At 73.4% G+C, this 17,686-nt stretch carries 15 protein-coding genes and 1 pseudogene; 12 read left to right on the forward strand and 4 right to left on the reverse strand.

The genetic code is table 11. From position 1 onward, the window contains the following. The first annotated feature begins 7 nt into the window (after positions 1-7). Genes ACY3FI_RS05565 through ACY3FI_RS05585 form a run of 5 tightly spaced genes read left to right on the forward strand, consistent with a single transcriptional unit; the run spans position 8 to position 3,228 of the window. On the forward strand, positions 8-301 hold the full coding sequence (locus ACY3FI_RS05565; protein WP_462549788.1) for a hypothetical protein: 294 nt from the start codon (positions 8-10) through the stop codon (positions 299-301). Then, positions 298-1,485 (forward strand): putative T7SS-secreted protein, encoded by a 1,188-nt coding sequence (locus tag ACY3FI_RS05570; RefSeq protein ID WP_462549789.1) that lies wholly within the window; start codon positions 298-300, stop codon positions 1,483-1,485. Before ACY3FI_RS05565 ends, ACY3FI_RS05570 begins: the two co-directional genes overlap by 4 nt. Next, complete coding sequence (locus ACY3FI_RS05575; protein WP_462549790.1) at positions 1,482-1,973, forward strand: hypothetical protein; 492 nt, start codon at positions 1,482-1,484, stop codon at positions 1,971-1,973. Before ACY3FI_RS05570 ends, ACY3FI_RS05575 begins: the two co-directional genes overlap by 4 nt. Further along, positions 1,970-2,659 (forward strand): hypothetical protein, encoded by a 690-nt coding sequence (locus ACY3FI_RS05580; protein WP_462549791.1) that lies wholly within the window; start codon positions 1,970-1,972, stop codon positions 2,657-2,659. The genes ACY3FI_RS05575 and ACY3FI_RS05580 overlap by 4 nt, the downstream gene beginning before the upstream one ends. After that, positions 2,656-3,228, forward strand: coding sequence for a hypothetical protein (locus ACY3FI_RS05585; RefSeq protein ID WP_462549792.1), 573 nt, complete (start codon positions 2,656-2,658; stop codon positions 3,226-3,228). Before ACY3FI_RS05580 ends, ACY3FI_RS05585 begins: the two co-directional genes overlap by 4 nt. 68 nt (positions 3,229-3,296) lie before the next feature. Here the strand turns inward: ACY3FI_RS05585 and ACY3FI_RS05590 are convergent, their stop codons facing one another. After that, on the reverse strand, positions 3,297-4,097 hold the full coding sequence (locus tag ACY3FI_RS05590) for a DNA-formamidopyrimidine glycosylase family protein (protein ID WP_462549793.1): 801 nt from the start codon (positions 4,095-4,097) through the stop codon (positions 3,297-3,299). Positions 4,098-4,294: 197 nt separating this feature from the next. On the opposite strand from ACY3FI_RS05590, the gene ACY3FI_RS05595 reads away from it, so the two are divergent. After that, on the forward strand, positions 4,295-5,404 hold the full coding sequence (locus ACY3FI_RS05595; protein ID WP_462549794.1) for a fatty acid desaturase family protein: 1,110 nt from the start codon (positions 4,295-4,297) through the stop codon (positions 5,402-5,404). 66 nt (positions 5,405-5,470) lie between these two features. On the opposite strand, the pseudogene ACY3FI_RS05600 reads toward ACY3FI_RS05595, so the two are convergent. Beyond that, a pseudogene (locus tag ACY3FI_RS05600) lies at positions 5,471-7,093 on the reverse strand (MFS transporter). Between the two features lie 208 nt (positions 7,094-7,301). Here ACY3FI_RS05600 and ACY3FI_RS05605 point away from each other — a divergent pair. Together ACY3FI_RS05605 and ACY3FI_RS05610 are read left to right on the forward strand one after the other, a co-directional pair. Further along, complete coding sequence (locus ACY3FI_RS05605; protein WP_462549795.1) at positions 7,302-10,112, forward strand: alpha/beta fold hydrolase; 2,811 nt, start codon at positions 7,302-7,304, stop codon at positions 10,110-10,112. A 303-nt stretch (positions 10,113-10,415) separates the two neighbouring features. Continuing rightward, complete coding sequence (locus tag ACY3FI_RS05610; protein ID WP_462549796.1) at positions 10,416-11,195, forward strand: glycoside hydrolase family 16 protein; 780 nt, start codon at positions 10,416-10,418, stop codon at positions 11,193-11,195. Between the two features lie 59 nt (positions 11,196-11,254). On the opposite strand, the gene ACY3FI_RS05615 is transcribed toward ACY3FI_RS05610, so the two are convergent. Continuing rightward, entirely contained in the window at positions 11,255-11,425 is a 171-nt protein-coding gene (locus ACY3FI_RS05615) for a hypothetical protein (RefSeq protein WP_462549797.1), read from the reverse strand. A 206-nt stretch (positions 11,426-11,631) separates the two neighbouring features. Here ACY3FI_RS05615 and ACY3FI_RS05620 point away from each other — a divergent pair, with 206 nt between their 5' ends. Beyond that, positions 11,632-12,555, forward strand: coding sequence for an ABC transporter ATP-binding protein (locus ACY3FI_RS05620; RefSeq protein WP_462549798.1), 924 nt, complete (start codon positions 11,632-11,634; stop codon positions 12,553-12,555). Beyond that, positions 12,552-13,397, forward strand: coding sequence for an ABC transporter permease (locus ACY3FI_RS05625; RefSeq protein WP_462549799.1), 846 nt, complete (start codon positions 12,552-12,554; stop codon positions 13,395-13,397). The genes ACY3FI_RS05620 and ACY3FI_RS05625 overlap by 4 nt, the downstream gene beginning before the upstream one ends. A gap of 90 nt (positions 13,398-13,487) precedes the next feature. Here ACY3FI_RS05625 and ACY3FI_RS05630 read toward each other — a convergent pair whose 3' ends face one another. After that, positions 13,488-14,090, reverse strand: coding sequence for a dihydrofolate reductase family protein (locus ACY3FI_RS05630; protein WP_462549800.1), 603 nt, complete (start codon positions 14,088-14,090; stop codon positions 13,488-13,490). 87 nt (positions 14,091-14,177) lie between these two features. Between ACY3FI_RS05630 and ACY3FI_RS05635 the strand changes: the two genes are divergently transcribed. Together ACY3FI_RS05635 and ACY3FI_RS05640 are read left to right on the forward strand one after the other, a co-directional pair. Then, positions 14,178-16,052 (forward strand): family 43 glycosylhydrolase, encoded by a 1,875-nt coding sequence (locus ACY3FI_RS05635; protein ID WP_462549801.1) that lies wholly within the window; start codon positions 14,178-14,180, stop codon positions 16,050-16,052. 98 nt (positions 16,053-16,150) lie between these two features. Further along, on the forward strand, positions 16,151-17,638 hold the full coding sequence (locus ACY3FI_RS05640; protein WP_462549802.1) for a protein kinase domain-containing protein: 1,488 nt from the start codon (positions 16,151-16,153) through the stop codon (positions 17,636-17,638). Positions 17,639-17,686: the final 48 nt, after the last annotated feature.

Consider the following 17,686-nt stretch of genomic DNA (forward strand, 5'->3'; position numbering starts at 1 on the left):
CGCCACCGTGGCACAGGGGACACTCCGCTTCGACAGCGACGGCCTGCACGCGCTCTGGAGCGAACTGCGCGCCGTCAAGTCCGAGTTCGACCACGCCGAGCAGCGGTCCGGCACCGCAGCGGACGCCGTCGGGCACGCCGGGCTCGCCGAGCGCATCCGGTCGTTCTCGTCCGAGTGGGACGGCATGCGCGACCAGCTCAGCGAGGCGATCGGCGATCTCGGGGAAACCGCCCTCGCGATCGACGACGCGTTCGACCAGGCCGAGCGGAAGCTCGTCGAGTCCGTCGCGGGCGACCGGTGAGCGCGGCGATCGCGGGCGACCCCGCTGCCGTCCGGTCGATGGCGACGCACTACCGGTCGATCGCCACGGACATCGCCAGCGCTGCGTCGACCCTGAGCGGCATGCGGTCCGGCACCACCTCCAGTGACGCCGTCGACGCGTTCGTCGAGAAGGCGGGCGACCTCGCGGCGAAGCTCCGCAAGGCGCACGGGCGCTACCAGGGCACCGGTGACGCGCTGGCGGACTACGCCGCGGCACTTGAGCTCGCGATCGACACCGCCGCCCGCGCCAGTGCCAGCCACGACACGGCGACCGGGGAGCTCGACTCGGCCGACCGCCTGAGCGCGCACTACACCGACCTCGCGTCGAGCACGGCGAACCCGGACGACGTCGACCACTTCCAGCAGCAGGCCTCGGCGCAGCAGGAGCGCGCGGCGTCGCTCCGGGCCGAAGCGGCACGGGCCGCCGCTGCGATCGAGCAGGCGGAGCAGGACCGCGACCGCGCGGCCGAGACCGCCATCGCCCGGATCGACGACAGCACGGACGACGGGCTGCACGACAACGCCTGGAACACCTTCCAGCACTGGATGAAGGAGAACGACGCCTGGCTGTCGAAGGTCAGCGAGTACCTCGGGTACATCGGCGCCGGACTGGCGCTCGTCGCGCTCTTCTTCCCGCCGTTCGCGATCCTCGCTGCCATCGGTGTGGCGGTCATGGCGGTCGGTGCGGTGATCGACACCGCGCGGGCCGCCGCGGGCACCGGGTCGTGGACCGACGCCGCCCTGTCGGTCATCGGGTGCTTCACCTTCGGTGCCGGCGCCGCGGCGTCGAAGGCCGTGGCGGTCGAGGGGAAGGCGCTCGCCGCCTCCCGCGGCGTCCGCGCCGGCCAGGGCATGGCCAGGCCGCGTTCGTGGGTGCGGGCGGCCGAACGGACCTACGAGCGGTCCGCTCCGAAGGTCGGCGACAAGGCGCTCCGCGGGGCATGGGGCGACGGCGACGTCGCGCAGGCCTCCAACTACCTGAACCGGACGGTGCCCGGACAGGTCTCGGGAGACGCGGTGCGGCTGAACGAGGCCGTCAGCAAGGCCCGCCGGTGGGCGGGCGCGAACTTCGGGTACGGCATGGGCACCACCCTCGCGAACACGTTCGGTGCGACCGATGTCGTCGACGTGCGGTGGAGCCCGAGACTGGGGACAGCGTGGTGAGGGAACGGCATCCGCTCGCCGGATGGGACCGCATGTGGAACCCGTGGAGCGTCGTCGCACGAGTCTTCCTGATGCTCCCGGCGGTGGCCGTGATCGTCACCGGCATCGTGCTGACGACCCTCCTGCCGTCGGACGTCTCGACGGACGACATGTGGCAGCAGCGCGACGGATGGCCGGCGCTCGTGCCCCCGGCGTGGCCGTACTGGGCGTGCACGGTCCTCGCGGTCGTCGGCTTCGTGATCGCTGCGACCTGGAACCGCCGCGAGGTCCTGCGCGGCAGTCCGATCGTCGGCATCGGACTCGCCGTCGACGCCTTCGCGGTGTTCCTGTTGGGGACCCGGTTCTCGGGCCTCGACGGCTGGCCCCACTCCGTCGTGTGGGCCGCCGTGGTGCTAGCGGTGCTGGCGGTCGCCGCGTTCGTCGCGACCGCGCGCCTCGACCGCAGCGCCGCGTCGTCAGCCGACCGACCCGCTGCGGCCGCCCGGTGAGCGTCGAGCGCTACAGCATCACGGTGCCGCCCGGGTGGGTCCACGTGCCGGGGCGCGTCGACCCCGACGTCGCCGCGCGCATGGCCACCGCCACCGCCCGCGACGCAGGGGCCGCCGACGGCCCGTGGGTGCAGGAGGCCGAGACGGCGCTCGCCGACGTCCTCCGGGCCGACGTGCCCGGTCTGGTCCTCGACTCGTACCTCCCGGCCGGCGGGTTCGCGGGCACCGGGGTCTCGGCGAGCGTCACCGTGTCCGCGGTCTCGGTCGAGGACGCCCCGTCCGACGACCTCGACGAGCTCCTGCTCGCACAGCTCATCGCGCACCGTGGCCTGACGACCGCGATCGCCGGCGTGCCGGCCGTCCGGTGGTGGGACCACTCGACGCCGGCGCCCGACACCGTCCCGCCGGGAGCGCGCGTCCTCGGCACCCGCGTGGTCCTCGCCCGGATCCCCGGACGGACCGACCTGCTGCTCGACGTGCGGCTCACCGTCGTCTCGCGCGACCCCGAGCAGACCGATGCGGCGGACGTCGCCGGCGAACGCGGCGTCGTGGAGGCGCTCGGCGTGCTCTTCGACGCGATGTGCGCGTCGATCGAGTGGCGCGACGGTGCCGGCACGCACGTGCTCGTCCGCGACCCGCTCGGCGACGAGACCACAGGACCCGACGACGACGAGGACGCCCGATGAACGGCACCCTGCACTTCGCGTTCGACGAGGGCACCTGGACCCCCGTGCCGCGCACCTGGCCCGACCCGGTCGAGGGGCGCAGCGCCTCCCGGTGGGCGAAGCGGACGGCGCGCCGCGTCGTCGCCGACTCGCCCGACGCCACCCGAGAGCAGGGCCGTTGGTTCGCGGACTCGCTCCTGCACCTCGCCACCCGGACGAGCGGTGCCGCGGCGCTCTGGCTCTGCATGCCGCACCTCGGCGGTCCGTTCCTCCCGCTCCAGGTCCTGGCGACCGAGGCCTCCGGCGACCTCGAAGACGTCGTGGCACGTGACCTGCGCCTCGAGGTCTCCCCGGGGGACCTCGCGACGCCGGAGTCGACCGCCGAGGTCACGGCCGTCGGGCTCGGTGCGGGTCGACGCGGGTCGTTCACCACCGACGACGGCGAGGGCGGCCATCAGGTCGGGGTCGTCTGGGTGTTCCGCAGCGGCGGCACGGACGTCCGGATCAGCGCGGTCGGCGTCCACCAGGAGACCTTCGCGCAGCTCGAGCCGTTCGTGCAGGACTTCATCGACGGCATCACCGTCACCTGACCGGCCCGCGGTCGGCGGTCCCTGGTCGCGCTCGTCGACGTCCGGCACCCGGCACTCCGAGCCCGTGGTCACGACGATCCGCTGCCGACGCGGTCCTGCGACGGCTGACACCGCGGGCACCACCACACCCGCCGCGGCGCCGGCCCCACCACCTCGACGTCGTCCCGCCCGACCACGGTCGTCCCGCACCGCAGGCACGGCCGCCCCGCGCGCCCGACCACCCAGTGCCGTCGGCCGCGCTCCCGCCGACCGGTGGTGACCTGGTACACCTCGGGCACCGTCGCCGACCGCACGAGCATCCGCTGTCCGAGGTCGAGCAACCCCGGCACGTCCACGTCGGCCGCGGGGGTGTCCGGGTGCACCCCGCGCAGGAACCCCAGCTCGTTCACCCACAGGTTCCCGAGCCCGGCGACGTTCCGCTGGTCGAGGAGGGCGCGACGGATCGTCGTGCCGGAGCCCTGCACGCGATTCGCGGCCGTGAGCCGGTCGAACGGGTCGTGCAGCAGGTCGGGGCCGAGGTGCCCGAGCACGCGCGCCTCGTCGACCGTGCGGAGGAGCTCGACGACCGGCAGCGACAGCCCCCACACCGTCCGGCCGTCGCCGAGGGCGAGCCGGACCCGGGCGTCACGCGCGGCCGCCGCGGGCAGCCGACGACCCGGGCCGGTGACCGTCCACGAGCCGGTCATCCGCAGGTGCGTGTGCAGCGTCGTGCCGTCGTCGAACCGGGTCAGCAGGTGCTTGCCGTGCGTCGCATGGCCGAGGACGTGCACCCCCGCGACCGTGCGCCCGGCGGATGCGCCGCCGCGCAGTTCGCCGCCGACCACGAGCGCGCGGTCGACCTGCCGCAGCCGGGCGGCGAGACGGAACACGGAGTCACCCTCGGGCACACCGGCACGCTAGACGCCACCACCGACGCCGCCGGACTGCGTATTCCGGCGTCCTCGACGGCGCGCCGTGGACAACCGGGCGAACTCGCATGTTCGCCACCTACGGTCCTGCCAAGCGCAGTCGCGTGAACTCCCCGAACCGGTTGAAGGACCGCTCCACCACGGAAGGTCGGTCCCTGATGACCACCACGCCGCTCGCACCCGGGTACACCCGGACCCGTCCCGGACCGGGGAGCCGCAACGGCACCTCGACCTACTCCGCGCTGCTGGCGCAGGTGAAGGAACACGGGCTGCTCCGCCGCCGCACGGGCTTCTACTGGACGCTGTTCGCCAGCCTCGTCGCCGGCCTCGCCGTCGCCTGGGTCGCGTTCGCGTTCCTCGGTGACTCCTGGTTCCAGCTCGTCGTCGCCGGTGTCCTCGGTGTCCTGTTCACCCAGTTCGCGTTCCTGTCGCACGAGGCCGCGCACCGGCAGGTCTTCGCCTCGCAGCGCTGGAACGACCACGCGGGTCGCTGGCTCGGCACGTTCCTCGTCGGCCTGAGCTACTCGTGGTGGATGAACAAGCACACCCGTCACCACGGCAACCCGAACACCGTCGGGAAGGACCCGGACATCGCCCCCGACGGCGTGCGCTTCCTGCCCGAGGACGCCGCCGCGGCCCGCGGACCGCTGATGCGCACGTTCCTGCGGTTCCAGGGCTGGCTGTTCTTCCCGCTGCTGACGCTCGAGGGCCTGAACCTGCACCGACACGCGGTCGTGTCCGTCCTGACCGGCAACGGATCCAAGGCCGACGTGCGGCACCGCTGGCTCGAGGGCACGCTGCTCGTCGCGCGCTTCGCCATCTACCTGACCGTGGTGTTCTGGTTCCTGCCGTTCGGCATGGCGTGCGCGTTCCTCGGCGTGCAGCTCGCGGTCTTCGGCGTGATGATGGGCGCGTCCTTCGCCCCGAACCACAAGGGCATGCCGACCATCGCCCACGACGCGAAGGTCGACTTCTTCTCGCGGCAGGTCCGCACGTCCCGCAACATCCGGGGCGGCTGGTGGGTGTCGTTCCTCATGGGTGGGCTGAACCACCAGGTCGAGCACCACCTGTTCCCGTCGATGCCCCGACCGGCGCTCAAGCACGCGCGTCTGCTGGTCCGCCAGCACTGCGACGCCCTCGACGTGCCGTACACCGAGACGACGCTCCTGCGGTCCTACGGCATCGTCGTCCGCTACCTGAACCGGGTCGGCCTCGCCGCCCGTGACCCGTTCGCCTGCCCGATGGTCGCGCAGCTGCGCATCCACTGACAGCAGCGGTACGCCACCGACGGACGGGAGGCGCGTGGCGGTGCCGCCACGCGCCTCCCGTCCGTCTCAGTGCCGCTCCACCGCCGCGGGCGACCCGCTCAGGTCCGTGGCGACCAGGTGCGTCACGACGGGTGCCGGATCGGACAGCGCGCGGACGCGCGCCGCGAGCCCGGCGTCGTGCCCGGTGAGCCGCACCCGGTGCTGGTCGAGGTGTTCACGCCAGCTCCGGAGCGTGAAGACCTCGACGTACGCCCCCGGTGACGCCGGGTCGTCGTAGAGCGCCCACGTCGCGGCTCCGGTGCGGCGACGGCTGCGGCCGAGGAGCGGCACGAGCCGTCGGAACTCGGCGAGCTGTCCGTCCGCGACGACGTAGCGGACGGTGACGAGCGTCGACCGCCCGCCGACCGCTTCGTCCGCCTCGGCGAGCACCGGCGGGACGTCCGTCAGCGGCATCGTGACCGGCCTGCGGTCCTGGTCGGTGCGGGGCAGCGGCCAGCGGAGCAGCCGCAGTCCGACGAGGACCGTCAGCGCGCCGGCGACCCACAGCACGGGGACCACGCCGACGGCGGTCGCGACGGCACCGGCGAGGGCGGCTCCGCCTGCGGTGCAGCCGAACATGACGAGCTGGTAGACCGACAGGCCGCGGGCCCGCACCCACTGCGGGAGGAACGCCTGCGTCGTGCCGTTCAGCGTCGTGACGACGCCGATCCAGGCGACGCCGGTGAGCACGAGGACGACGACCACGAGCCACAGGGACGACAGGACGACGAGCAGCACCGTCCCGACGCCGAACACCACGCTCGACAGCAGGACCGTCCGGTTCCCGCCGAGCCGGGCCCGCAGCGGACCCATCAGGAACGCGCCGCCGACCGCGCCCGCGCCGAGCGCGCCGAGCAGCAGCCCGTAGCCGTTCGCAGCGAGGTGCAGCCGCCCGGAGGCCACCAGCGGCAGGAGTGCCCACATCGCGTTCGCGGGCACCATGAAGCAGGCGAGCTGCAGGAGCACCTACCGGAGCACCCCGGAGTTCCGCACGTACCGGAGACCGGCCCGGGTCGCGTCGAGGAAGGGCTCCGGGTGCACGACCGGCGGCCGGTGGCCGCGCCAGGCGACGAGCACAGCGAGGAACACCACGAACGACAGCGCGTTCAGGGCGAAGACGACCGGCACGCCGGCGTGCGCGATGAGCAGACCGGCGACCGCGGGACCGACGGCGCGCGCGATGTTCACACCGATGGAGCTGAGCGAGGCCGCGTCCCGGATCATGGAACCCGGCACGACCTCGGGCACGAGGGCCTGGTACGCGGGGAGCTGGACCGCGGAGGCGACGCCGATCACGAACGTCAGGACGAGGAGCAGCGCCGGGGTCGTCGCGCCCGCGGCCGTCAGCAGCGTCAGGCCGAGTCCGGCGACCGCCTGCAGGCACTGCACACCGATGAGCAGCCGTCGACGGTCCACGAACTCGGCGAGGACCCCGGCGGGGACGCCCAGCAGCAGGACCGGCACGCTCGACGCCGTCTGCACGAGGGCCACGACGGCCGGGGAGGCGTGCTCGTCGACGAGCAACCACTGCGCGCCGACGGTCTGCATCCAACTGCCGACGTTGCTGACGAGCGCGGCGAGCCACAGCGCCGTGAACACGCGGACGGTGAAGGGGCCGAACGCGCCGGTCGCTCGCTGGTCGTTGGGCACGGGACACTCCTCGCCGGATCGGGACCTGCCGCGACGCTACGGCCCGGCGGCGTCGTGCAGGGAGGTCCTGCGAGGGTCCGCATCGCGGCGTGGTCGGCGGCTGCGCGATGTCGCACCCTTCGGCGGGTTCCCGCACCCGGCCCCCGGAGCCGGCAGGGGGCGGGTTAGCGTCACCTGGACACCCGACCGCCACCCGTGAGGGGATCACGTGCTCATCTCGACCGACCCGATGCTCGCCGGGGCGCCTGCCGCGCCCCACCAGGAGGACCCGGGGATGCCGGCGGTCGACGCCTCGGTGCCCGAGGTGCTCGCCGAGGCCGCCGCGCGCTTCCCGGACGTCACGGCCCTCGTCGACGCCGACACGAGCATGACGTACCGCGACCTGCACCGGACGGTCCTGGCGCTCGGGACCTTGCTGGACGAGCGGCTCACGCCGGACGACCACAGCGGACGAGGCGTCGAGCCGCAGCAGGGCGGCGAGTCGGTGCCCGTCGGCGTGATGGTCGCGCACGGTGCGGCGTCGGTCGTCGCGCTCCTCGGGCTGGTCCACGCCGGGCGCATCGCGGTGGCACTGGATCCGTTCCTGCCCGAGGCCCGACTGCGGCACGTGATGGAGCTGGCCGGGATCATCGACGTCGTGGCCGACCAGGAGTACGCCGACCGGGCCGGAGCACTCGTCGCCGGTGCGGGCGGCGCGGCCGGTGTCGGCGTGCTGGTCGCGTACGAGGCTGCCGCAGCCGAGGCCCGGACGCGGGCCGGCGTCGGCGGCCCGCTGCCGACGGTGCCGGCCGCCCGTGCGCGCCGCGGGCAGGACGCGATGGACATCATCTTCACCTCGGGCTCGACCGGGGCGCCGAAGGGCGTGGTGATGACGCACCGCCAGGCCCTCGTCGGCATGGCCGCGGACCGTGCCGCCTTCCGGATCGTCTCCTCCGACCGGGTCGCCTCGGTCCTCCCGCACGGCTTCGCCGCGGGCTTCTCCCTCGTCCTGTCCACGCTGACCGCCGGTGCCGCGCTGCACCTCGCCGACCCGCGCCGCCTGGGCATCGACCGGCTGGCGACCTGGGTCCGCGACGCCGGCCTCACCACCCTGCACACCACGCCGCACCTGGTCCGTTCGCTGACCGGCGCACTGGACCCGACGGACGAGCGGCTCCGGGCGCTCCGCATGGTGGCGACCGTGGGGGAGGCCGTCACCGGCCCGGACGTCGTCGCGCTCCGTCCGCTCCTCGGTCCGACCGCGTCCTTCTGCAACTGGACCGGGTCGAGCGAGACGAACGTCTACGCCGTCAACGAGATCGCCGCCGGCGACGCGATCCCGGAGCGGAGCATCCCGTCCGGCCGCATCGTCGCCGGCAAGCACATCGAGGTCCGCCGCCCGGACGGCACCCTCGCCGACGTCGGCGAGACCGGTGCGGTCGTGTGCGTGTCCGACGCCATGACGAGCGGCTACTGGGGCGCTCCTGACGTCACCGCGACCCGCGCCGGGACCGCCGAGGACGGCACGCCCACCTGGTCGATCGGCGACCTCGGGCGCTTCGACGAGGACGGCCTCCTCACCCTGCTCGGCCGGGCCGACGACGCCGTCAAGGTCCGTGGGTACCTCGTCGAGCCGAGCGAGGTCGAAGCAGCGCTCCGGACCGTCGACGCCGTGCGCGAGGCCACGGTCATCGCGGTGAAGGCCCCGCCGGCGCCCACCCGCCTGGTCGCCTACGTGGTGGCCGCCTCCGGTCGTCGCTCGCCGTCGCCCGCCGCCGTCCGCAAGGCCCTGCGCGAGCTGCTGCCGGACTACATGGTGCCGACCGCGGTCGTCCCGGTGCCGGCGCTCCCGCGGAACGAGCGCGGCAAGGTGGACCGTGCGGCCCTCCCACCGGCCCCGGCGTTCGGCAGCGTCCTCGACGAGGACGGCCAGCCGCTGGGCGAGGACGGTCGTCCCCTCGGCGAGGACACGTTCGACCAGTGGGAGCTCGCGGTCGGGCTCATCTGGGCCGAGGTGCTCGGCCTGCCGACCATCGGTGCGCTGCAGCTCCCGGCGATCGGCCTCGACGACGACTTCTCCGCGCTGGGCGGCGACTCGCTCTCGGCGGAGGAGATGCTCGCCGCCGTCGAGGACCGGCTCGGCGTGGACCTGCCGTCCTCCGAACTGCTCGAGCACCCGACGCTCCGCCTCTTCGCCGCACGCATCCGCCGCGGGGCAGCGGCGAGCCCGAGCCACCCGGACGTCGTCGCGCTCGCCGACCGGTCCGGACGCACCGGCACGCCACTGTTCTGCGTCGCGGGCGCCGGCGCCCTCGCGCTGACCTACGCCCCGCTCACCCGGCACCTCGCCGACCACCCCGTGTACGCGTTCCAGCAGCACGGCCTCGAGCGCCGCGCCCTGCCGGACCGGAGCGTCGCCGCGATGGCCCGGCGGTACATCGAGCTCATGCGGATCGCCCAGCCGAGCGGGCCGTACACGATCGTCGGGCACTCGTTCGGCGGACTCGTCGCGCTCGAGATGGCGGCCGTGCTCACCGCCGCGGGCCACGAGGTCGAGCGCGTCGTGCTGCTCGACACCTACCTGCCCGAGCAGGCCGCCGAGCAGGCCGACGCCATCGAGTTCGGCGAGCTCGACCTCGGCGGCCACGGCGGTCGCGCCGCGTTCGGCAGGCGCGCGCCGTCCGCTAGCGTGTTCCGCGAGCGCGTCGTGGCGCCGCTCGGCCAGCTCGGACGCCGTGGGCGTGCGTACACGGCCGGCATGTTCCGGTGGGCCGGGCAGCGCCAGTTCCGCGCCTTCTTCGACCACGCCCTCATCGTGTCGCGCGGACATCGTCCGTCCCGCTACGAGGGACCGGTGACGCTCGTCGTCGCGGACGGCAACGACTCCGGCGCCGAACGGTGGGCACCGTTCCTGGTCGGCGAGGTCGAGGAGGTCCGGATGCACTGCGAACACAACTCGGTGCTCCGCGAGCCGCACGTCGCGACCCTCGCGGCGGCGCTCGAGGAGCGCTTCGCCGCGGACGCGACCGCGCGCGACTGAACCGCCCGGCCACCGCGCGGCGGTGGACCCGGCCCCGAGCCGGACGGGAGGGACGTGGCAGCGTCGCCACGCGCCTCCCGTCCGTCGAACCGGTCCGACGTGACGACCCGTCGGTGCGGACAGACAGGATCTTCGATCCCTCGAAGTGGGGCACGCTTGCCTCCCGGACTGGGGACGCCCTCAGCGGACCCAGGGCGTGCGCCGGCGCGGAGCGCTTCGTACGCTCCTCTCAGGTGGCCGACAGGGGGCCACCCGGCGCCCTCGGGACAGGGCGTCTCCCGGTCACCGAGGGAGTGACGATCCATGCTCGAACGCGCCTTCTCACGGGGAGCCCTCGCGGCGCTCCTCGCCGCGGTGCTCATCGCCGTGCCCATCACCGACAGCGACCCGGCACTCGCCGCGGTGGCCGTCAAGACCGACAACGCGACCCGCGTGCCGACCGGCAACATCGGGAAGTTCCAGCAGCGCTTCGCGGAACAGTTCAACACGACCGCTGCCGCGAACGGGCCGTTCGCGAAGCGGTACGCCCAGTCGTGGCAGCCGTACCCGGACGCCATGTCGCAGATGTACTACTCGGGGTCGCAGATCAGCGCGCACCACGGTGTGATGGACGTCTACCTCAGCGGGACGAAGGGTGCCGCCGGCACGTTCGGGACCCCGAAGGACGCCTGGACGCACCTCGGCGGCAAGTTCACGATCCGTGCACGGGCGACCGGTGGCGACGGGAACGGCGCTGCGGTGATGCTCTGGCCGACGTCGAACCGGTGGGCGGACGGTGAGATCGACTACCCCGAGGGCAACTTCGAGGCCACCCCGATGTCGTACCACCACTCGATGACGCCGGGACACGAGGTCGACACCTACACCACCTCGACCGGCGTGAACTGGCGCTCGTGGCACACGTACTCGGTCGAGTGGATCCCCGGGAAGAGCGTCACGTACCTGCTCGACAACCGGGTCATCCGGACGATCACGAAGGACGTGCCGAAGACGGCGCACCGGTACATGTTCCAGGTCGGAAACTGGGGCAAGCCCGGCCACCTCTACATCGACTGGGTCACCACGTACGACTACGTGAAGTGACCCGAACGGGCGCCGGGCTCGACCGTCCTCGGTCGAGCCCGGCGTCCGTTCGTCGGTCGCTAGCTCGGGTCGGCCGGCTCGCCGCCGGAGTCGACGTCGCTGTCCTGCGACGGGTCCTCGGTGGCGTCGCCCGAGGCCGAACCGTCGGGCAGGTCCTCGGTCCGGCGGCGCTCCTCCTCGGAGACGTCGGTGGAGCCGTCGGTGGGCTGGTCGGGAGTCGTGTCGCTCATGGGTCGCACGGTACGCGCCCGCCGTCCACGTGCCCGTCAGCCGGCGCGGTCCGCGCCCGGTCGGCCGCTTCGTACCGCGCCCGGTCGGCCGCGGTGGACCTGGCCCCGTCAACCGCCGGGCCGTCATCCCCGCGGTGGGGGCGCCGTGGCGCATCTCCGTCGGAGGGTGGAGGTGCCCGGCCGCAGCGCGCCGGTAGCGTCGCACCGTGATCGAAGTCGAGCACCTCACCAAGCAGTACGGTCCCAAGACCGCCGTCGACGACATCTCGTTCGTCGTGCGGCCGGGCAGCGTGACCGGCTTCCTCGGGCCGAACGGCGCCGGGAAGTCCACCACCATGCGGATGATCATGGGCCTCGACCGGCCCACGTCCGGCACGGCGCTCGTGAACGGACGCCCGTACGCGTCCTTCCGTGACCCGCTCCGGCAGGTCGGTGCGCTGCTCGAGGCGAAGGCGGTGCACTCCGGGCGCAGCGCCTGGAACCACCTGCTCTCGTTGGCGGCGACCCACGGCATCCCGAAGAGCCGGGTGCACGAGGTCATCGACCTCACCGGGCTCGAGTCCGTGGCGAAGAAGCGCGTCGGCGGGTTCTCGCTCGGCATGGGGCAGCGCCTCGGCATCGCGGCGGCGCTCCTCGGCGACCCGAAGACCCTCATCCTCGACGAGCCGGTGAACGGCCTCGACCCGGACGGCGTCGTGTGGGTCCGGCAGCTCGCCCGCCGGATGGCCGCGGACGGTCGCACGGTGTTCCTCTCCAGCCACCTCATGAGCGAGATGGCGCAGACCGCGGACCGCGTGGTCGTGCTCGGTCGGGGCAAGGTCCTCGCCGACGCCCCGATCGCGGAGTTCGTCGCGGCCGGCGGCTCGAACGGCGGCGGCGCCCGCACGGTCGTCCGCACACCCGTCCCCGACCTCCTCTTCACCGCGGTCGGCTCGGCCGCGTCCGCGATCACCCCGCGCGAGGACGGCTCGTTCCTCGTGGTCGGCCCGGACGCACCGACCATCGGCCGCATCGCCGCGCAGACCGGCGCCGAGCTGCACGAACTCACCCCGACCGGGGCGAGCCTCGAGGAGGCCTACATGGCCCTCACCCGCGACGAGGTCGAGTACCGATCGGAGGGCACCCGATGACCGCCACCACGACCCACAAGGCCTCGGTCCCGAGCTCGGCCGGCTTGTCCTTCCCCCGACTGGTCCGCAGCGAGTGGATCAAGTTCCGCAGCATCCGCTCGACGTGGTGGTGCTCTGCCGTCATCGTCGTCGTCACCGTCGGCATGGCTGCGGCGCTCGGACGCTTCGTCGGCGAGGACGGCAACGTGCCGCAGCAGTCCGTCGACGGGCAGTTCGTGAGCATCAACACCGCGAGCGTCATGCTCACGGCGCTGGTCGTCGGCGTGCTCGGCGTGCTCATCGTCTCGGGGGAGTACGCCACCGGGCAGATCCGCTCGACCTTCACCGCCGACCCGCGTCGCACCGGGGTGGTGCTCGCGAAGGCCGTCGTGCTCGCGGTGTCGACGTTCGTCGTCAGCTTCGTCTCGACCTGGATCGGCGTGGCCGTCTCGTACGCCTTCCAGGCCGCCGGCGGACTGCACCCCGCCGTCTCCGACCCGGCGGTCTTCATGCCGCTGCTCGGTGCGTCGGTCTACTCGTCGTTGCTGGCGCTCCTCGCGTTCGGCATCGGGCTGATCGTCCGGTCGAGTGCGGGCGGCATCGCCATCACGCTCGGCATCCTCCTCGTGCTCCCGGTGGTCCTCTCGCTCGTCGGCGGGCTGCTCGACGCGCAGTGGGCGACGGACGTGATCCAGTTCCTGCCGAGCCAGGCCGGTGGGCAGCTCCACACGTACGACTACCCGGGGCTGACGCCGTCGGAGGGCGTCACGTTGAACGGCTGGGGTGGCTTCTCGGTGCTCCTCGCCGAGGTCGTCGTGGTCGGTGCACTGGCCCTGACGCTCGCGCGGTCGCGCGACGTCTGATCCGTCGGGCACTGGGACCCTCGGGCCCTCGTCCTGGAGGCGCGGTGCCAGCTGGCACCGCGCCTCTCGTCCCCGCCGGGTCGCGTCGCGTCAGCCGCGGCGGACGTCGTACCGGTGCAGCACCACCCCGTTGTCGTACCGCTGCTGCTCGAGCAGGTCGAGCAGCAGCGGTGGCCGGGTGCCGGTCATCGGCGGATCGAAGAGAGGGCGTCCGGTGCCGAGCACCGCGGGGTGCGTGAAGAGCAGGAGCTCGTCGATCAGGCCCGCGTCGAGCAACTGCGTCGCGAGGCCCGGCCCGCCGACGGCGATGTCGCCCTCGGACTCGGCGCGCAGGACGGCGAGCTGTTCGATCGCATCGTCGCCACCGATGACGCGGGTGTCGTGGTCCGCCGTCGTCCGGGTCCGGGAGACCAGGACCTTCGGCTGCTCGGTCCAGATGCGCCCGTACTCCCGGAGGTACTCCGGCAGTGACTCGTCGTCCCGGGCGTCCGGCCAGAACGGGTCCATCATCTCCCGCACGACGCGGCCCTCGACGGACATCGTCATGGCGGCCGCCCGCTCGTTGAACACGCGGTGCAACGCCTCGTCGATCCGGACCCACTCCGGGCCGTCCAGCCCGGTGTGGTCGTCGGGGTCTCGTTCGACGAACCCGTCGATCGAGACGTTCATCCAGTACACGAACCTCGCAGTCACGATGCCTCCTCGCCTCGGACGTCCGACGACGCCGAGGGTACGCTCGCGGCGGTCAGCACCTTCCTCGAAGACGAGAGCAGGCCAGCCGTGCGCCGATCGATCACCGCGCTCCTCACCATCGCGACGGTCGCGGCCGTCGCGGCCACGTGCCTCCAGGCGGGAGCCGCACCACAGGCGGCGTCGGCCGCGCCGCCCACGGTGACCCGTGCACACGCGGCGCCGACGCACCAGAACCCGATGACGCTCGCGCTGCCGGACGGGCAGACCGCGGCCAGCTGCGCCGACCCGGACGTCGTCCGCGGCGTCGGACGCGACCGGAACTGGTACCTCTACTGCACGACGGACGCGCTCACCGCGACCGAACGGAACGCCGACGGGTCGCTCGTGCAGCACACCGTCCCGACGTACCGGTCGACGGACCTGACGCACTGGCGGTACGTCGGTGACGCGTTCGCCGCGAAGCCGTCGTGGGTCGGCGACGCGAACGGCGTGTGGGCGCCCGACGTCGTGTACCGGAAGGGCACGTGGTTCCTCTACTACGCGGCGTCCGACACCCCGTCCGCGACGGGACCGACCGGCGGCGGTTCGGCGGTCGGCGTGGCGACGAGCTCCAGCCCGACCGGGCCCTGGACGGACTCGGGTGCGCCGGTGGTCGCACCGCAGGCGGCACCGAACGGCACCGGACAGCGCTGGGAGTTCGACCCCGAGGTGATCACCGACCGAGGTGTCACCTACCTGTACTTCGGCAGCTACTTCGGCGGCGTGAACGTCCGACGGCTCACCGCCGACGGCCTGCGCTCCGTGCCGACCACGGAGCGGGAGATCGCGATCGACAACCGGTACGAGGGCACGTACCTGATGCGACACGACGGCTGGTGGTACTTCATGGGGTCCGCCACGAACTGCTGCAACGGCGCCCTCACCGGGTACGGCGTGTTCGTCGCCCGGTCCCGCAGCCCGCTCGGGCCGTTCGTCGACCGGGACGGCGTCGCGATCACGGCCACGCGCGTCGGCGGGACCCCGCTGCTCGCGCAGAACGGGAACCGCTGGGTCGGCACCGGGCACAACTTCGTCGTGACGGACCTCGCCGGCCAGGACTGGATCGTGTACCACGCGATCGACCGGAACGACCCGTACTACGCGGGGGAGCAGACGTACACGAAGCGTCCGGTCCTCATCGACCCGCTCGACTGGCAGGGCGGGTGGCCCGTGGTGCGTGGCGGCGCCGGCCCCTCGGACACCGTGCAGCCCGGTCCGGTCGCGCAGCCCGGATGGCGGGCGGCGTACCGAGCGACGAGCGCTCCCGTCGACGTGCCCGGACGGCTCATCCGGTCGGCGTCGACCTCCTTCGACGGCACCGCGCTCCCCGCGCAGCTCTCCTGGATCCGCGAGCCGGACGCCTCGACGTGGTCGGTCGGCGGCGGCGTGCTGCGGTGGCAGACCCAGGCCGCCGACCTGCACCCGCCGGCGACGCCGCTCGCCTCCGTGCTCGCCGAGCCGGCGCCACGCGGGGACTGGGTCGCCGAGACCACCGTCGCCGTGGACACCCCGGCGACCGGGGACGGCGTCAACTACGTGCAGGGCGGACTCGTCGTGTACGGCGACGACGGCAACCTGCTGCGACTCACCTCGAACTCGATCTTCGACACCCGGCAGACCGAGTTCGGCAAGGAGGTCTCGCCGCAGCCGGCGGGGGCGCCGACGTACGGGAACATGGTCGTCGGACCGGTGGGGGACCGCACCACCCTGCGGATCGTGCACCGGACCGTCGGCGGCGAAGGCCGCTACACGGCGTACACGAGCGCGGACGGCCGGCACTTCGTCCGGGGCGGCACCTGGACGGCGGACCTCGGCGACAGCCCCCGCATCGGCCTGGTGTCGCTCGGCGGCGCCGGCTTCACGAGCACGTTCCAGGACCTCGGGGTGAGCACCGTCCGGTCCGTGTCCCCGGAACGGGGGTGACGCCGGACAGTCCGGTGGACGAGGCGCGTCACGCGGCGGGCCGTGCCGGGTGGGAGGATGTCCCGGACCTCCCCGACGAGAACGAGAACGAGGACGTGATGGCCCCGACGCCGGGACAGCAGGAGCAGGGACCACTCCTCGACGGGCGGTACCGCCTGGAGCAGCCGATCGGCCAGGGCGGCATGAGCGTCGTGCACCGCGGGACCGACGAGGTGCTGCACCGTCCCGTCGCGGTGAAGGTGTTCCACCCGGGCATCGTCGACATCGCCCGGCAGGAGGTCGAGCTCGGCGTCCTGGCGTCCCTCGAGCACCACAACCTCGTCAGCCTGCTGGACGCCGGTGTCGTCACCGGCGTCGACGGCAACCCGCAGCGCTACCTCGTGATGACCCTCGTGACCGGGCAGGACCTCGAGGCACGGCTGTCCGTCGGTCCCCTCGCCTCGCGGCACATCGCCGAGATCGGCTACGACATGGCCGAAGCGCTGCACTACATCCACGCGCACCACGTCGTGCACCGGGACATCAAGCCGTCGAACATCCTGCTCGTCGACTACGGCAACGGGTCCGACCGTGCCCGCGCGCGCCTCACCGACTTCGGCATCGCGCTCGCCGCGGGCGTCGAACGGCTCACCGCGGACGGCGTCACGACCGGTACGGCCGCGTACCTCAGCCCCGAGCAGGCGCGCGGCGGCGACGTCGGGCCGGCGAGCGACGTCTACTCGCTCGGCCTCGTGCTGCTGCAGTGCTTCACGCGGCGTCGTGAGTTCCCGGGGTCCCTCGTGGAGTCCGCGGTGGCGCGGCTGTCCCGCGACCCGGTGGTGCCCGAGCCGCTGCCCGAGCACTGGAAGGACGTGCTGCGGGCGATGACGGCGCAGGACCCGCGCGACCGGCCGCTCGGCGCGACGCTCGTGACCATGCTGCGGGACGTGGTGATCGCGGAGACGGCGCAGCCCGACCACGTCGTCGACCCCGCCGCGGCTGCGGTACCGGCAGCGGGTGCTGCGCCGACCGGGTCGATCGGCACCGGGGCACCGGCGCCCGCTGCCGCTGCCGCCCCCGCCGCTGCCGGTCCGGCGCACCCGAGCCCCGCCCGCCCGGCGACCCTCGACCTGCTCCCCGAGGAGGCCCTGCAGCGCACGACCGCCATGGCCGCCCGGCTCTTCGACGCGCCGATCGCCCTCGTCGAGGTGCTCGACGAGGACCGGGAGTGGTCGCAGTCCTGGATCGCTGAGGGGGTGGACGACGCCGCCCGCAACATCAGCTTCCGCAACGGCTTCGCCCCGGTACCGGTGCCCGTGGTGATCCCGGACGGTTCGACGCACCCGGAGATGCGGGAGAGCTCGCTCGTGACCGGCCCACTCGGCATCCGGTTCTACGTCAGCGTGCCGCTCCTCACCCACGAGGGGACCGCGATCGGCACCCTCGCCGTGCTCGACACCCGGGCGCGCGAGGCCACCGAGGCCGACCTGGCGAACCTCCGCGACCTCGCCGCGCTGGCGGTCACGCAGCTCGAGATCCGGCAGGAGTCCCTCCGCACCACGAGCGACGCGCTGCCCGTGAGCCGCGGGGACGGCACCGCGGCCTGACGCCTGACGCCTCGCGCCTGACGCCCCGCGCCGCGCCGCCGCCGCGCC

This window comes from Curtobacterium sp. RM9 (assembly GCF_054956955.1).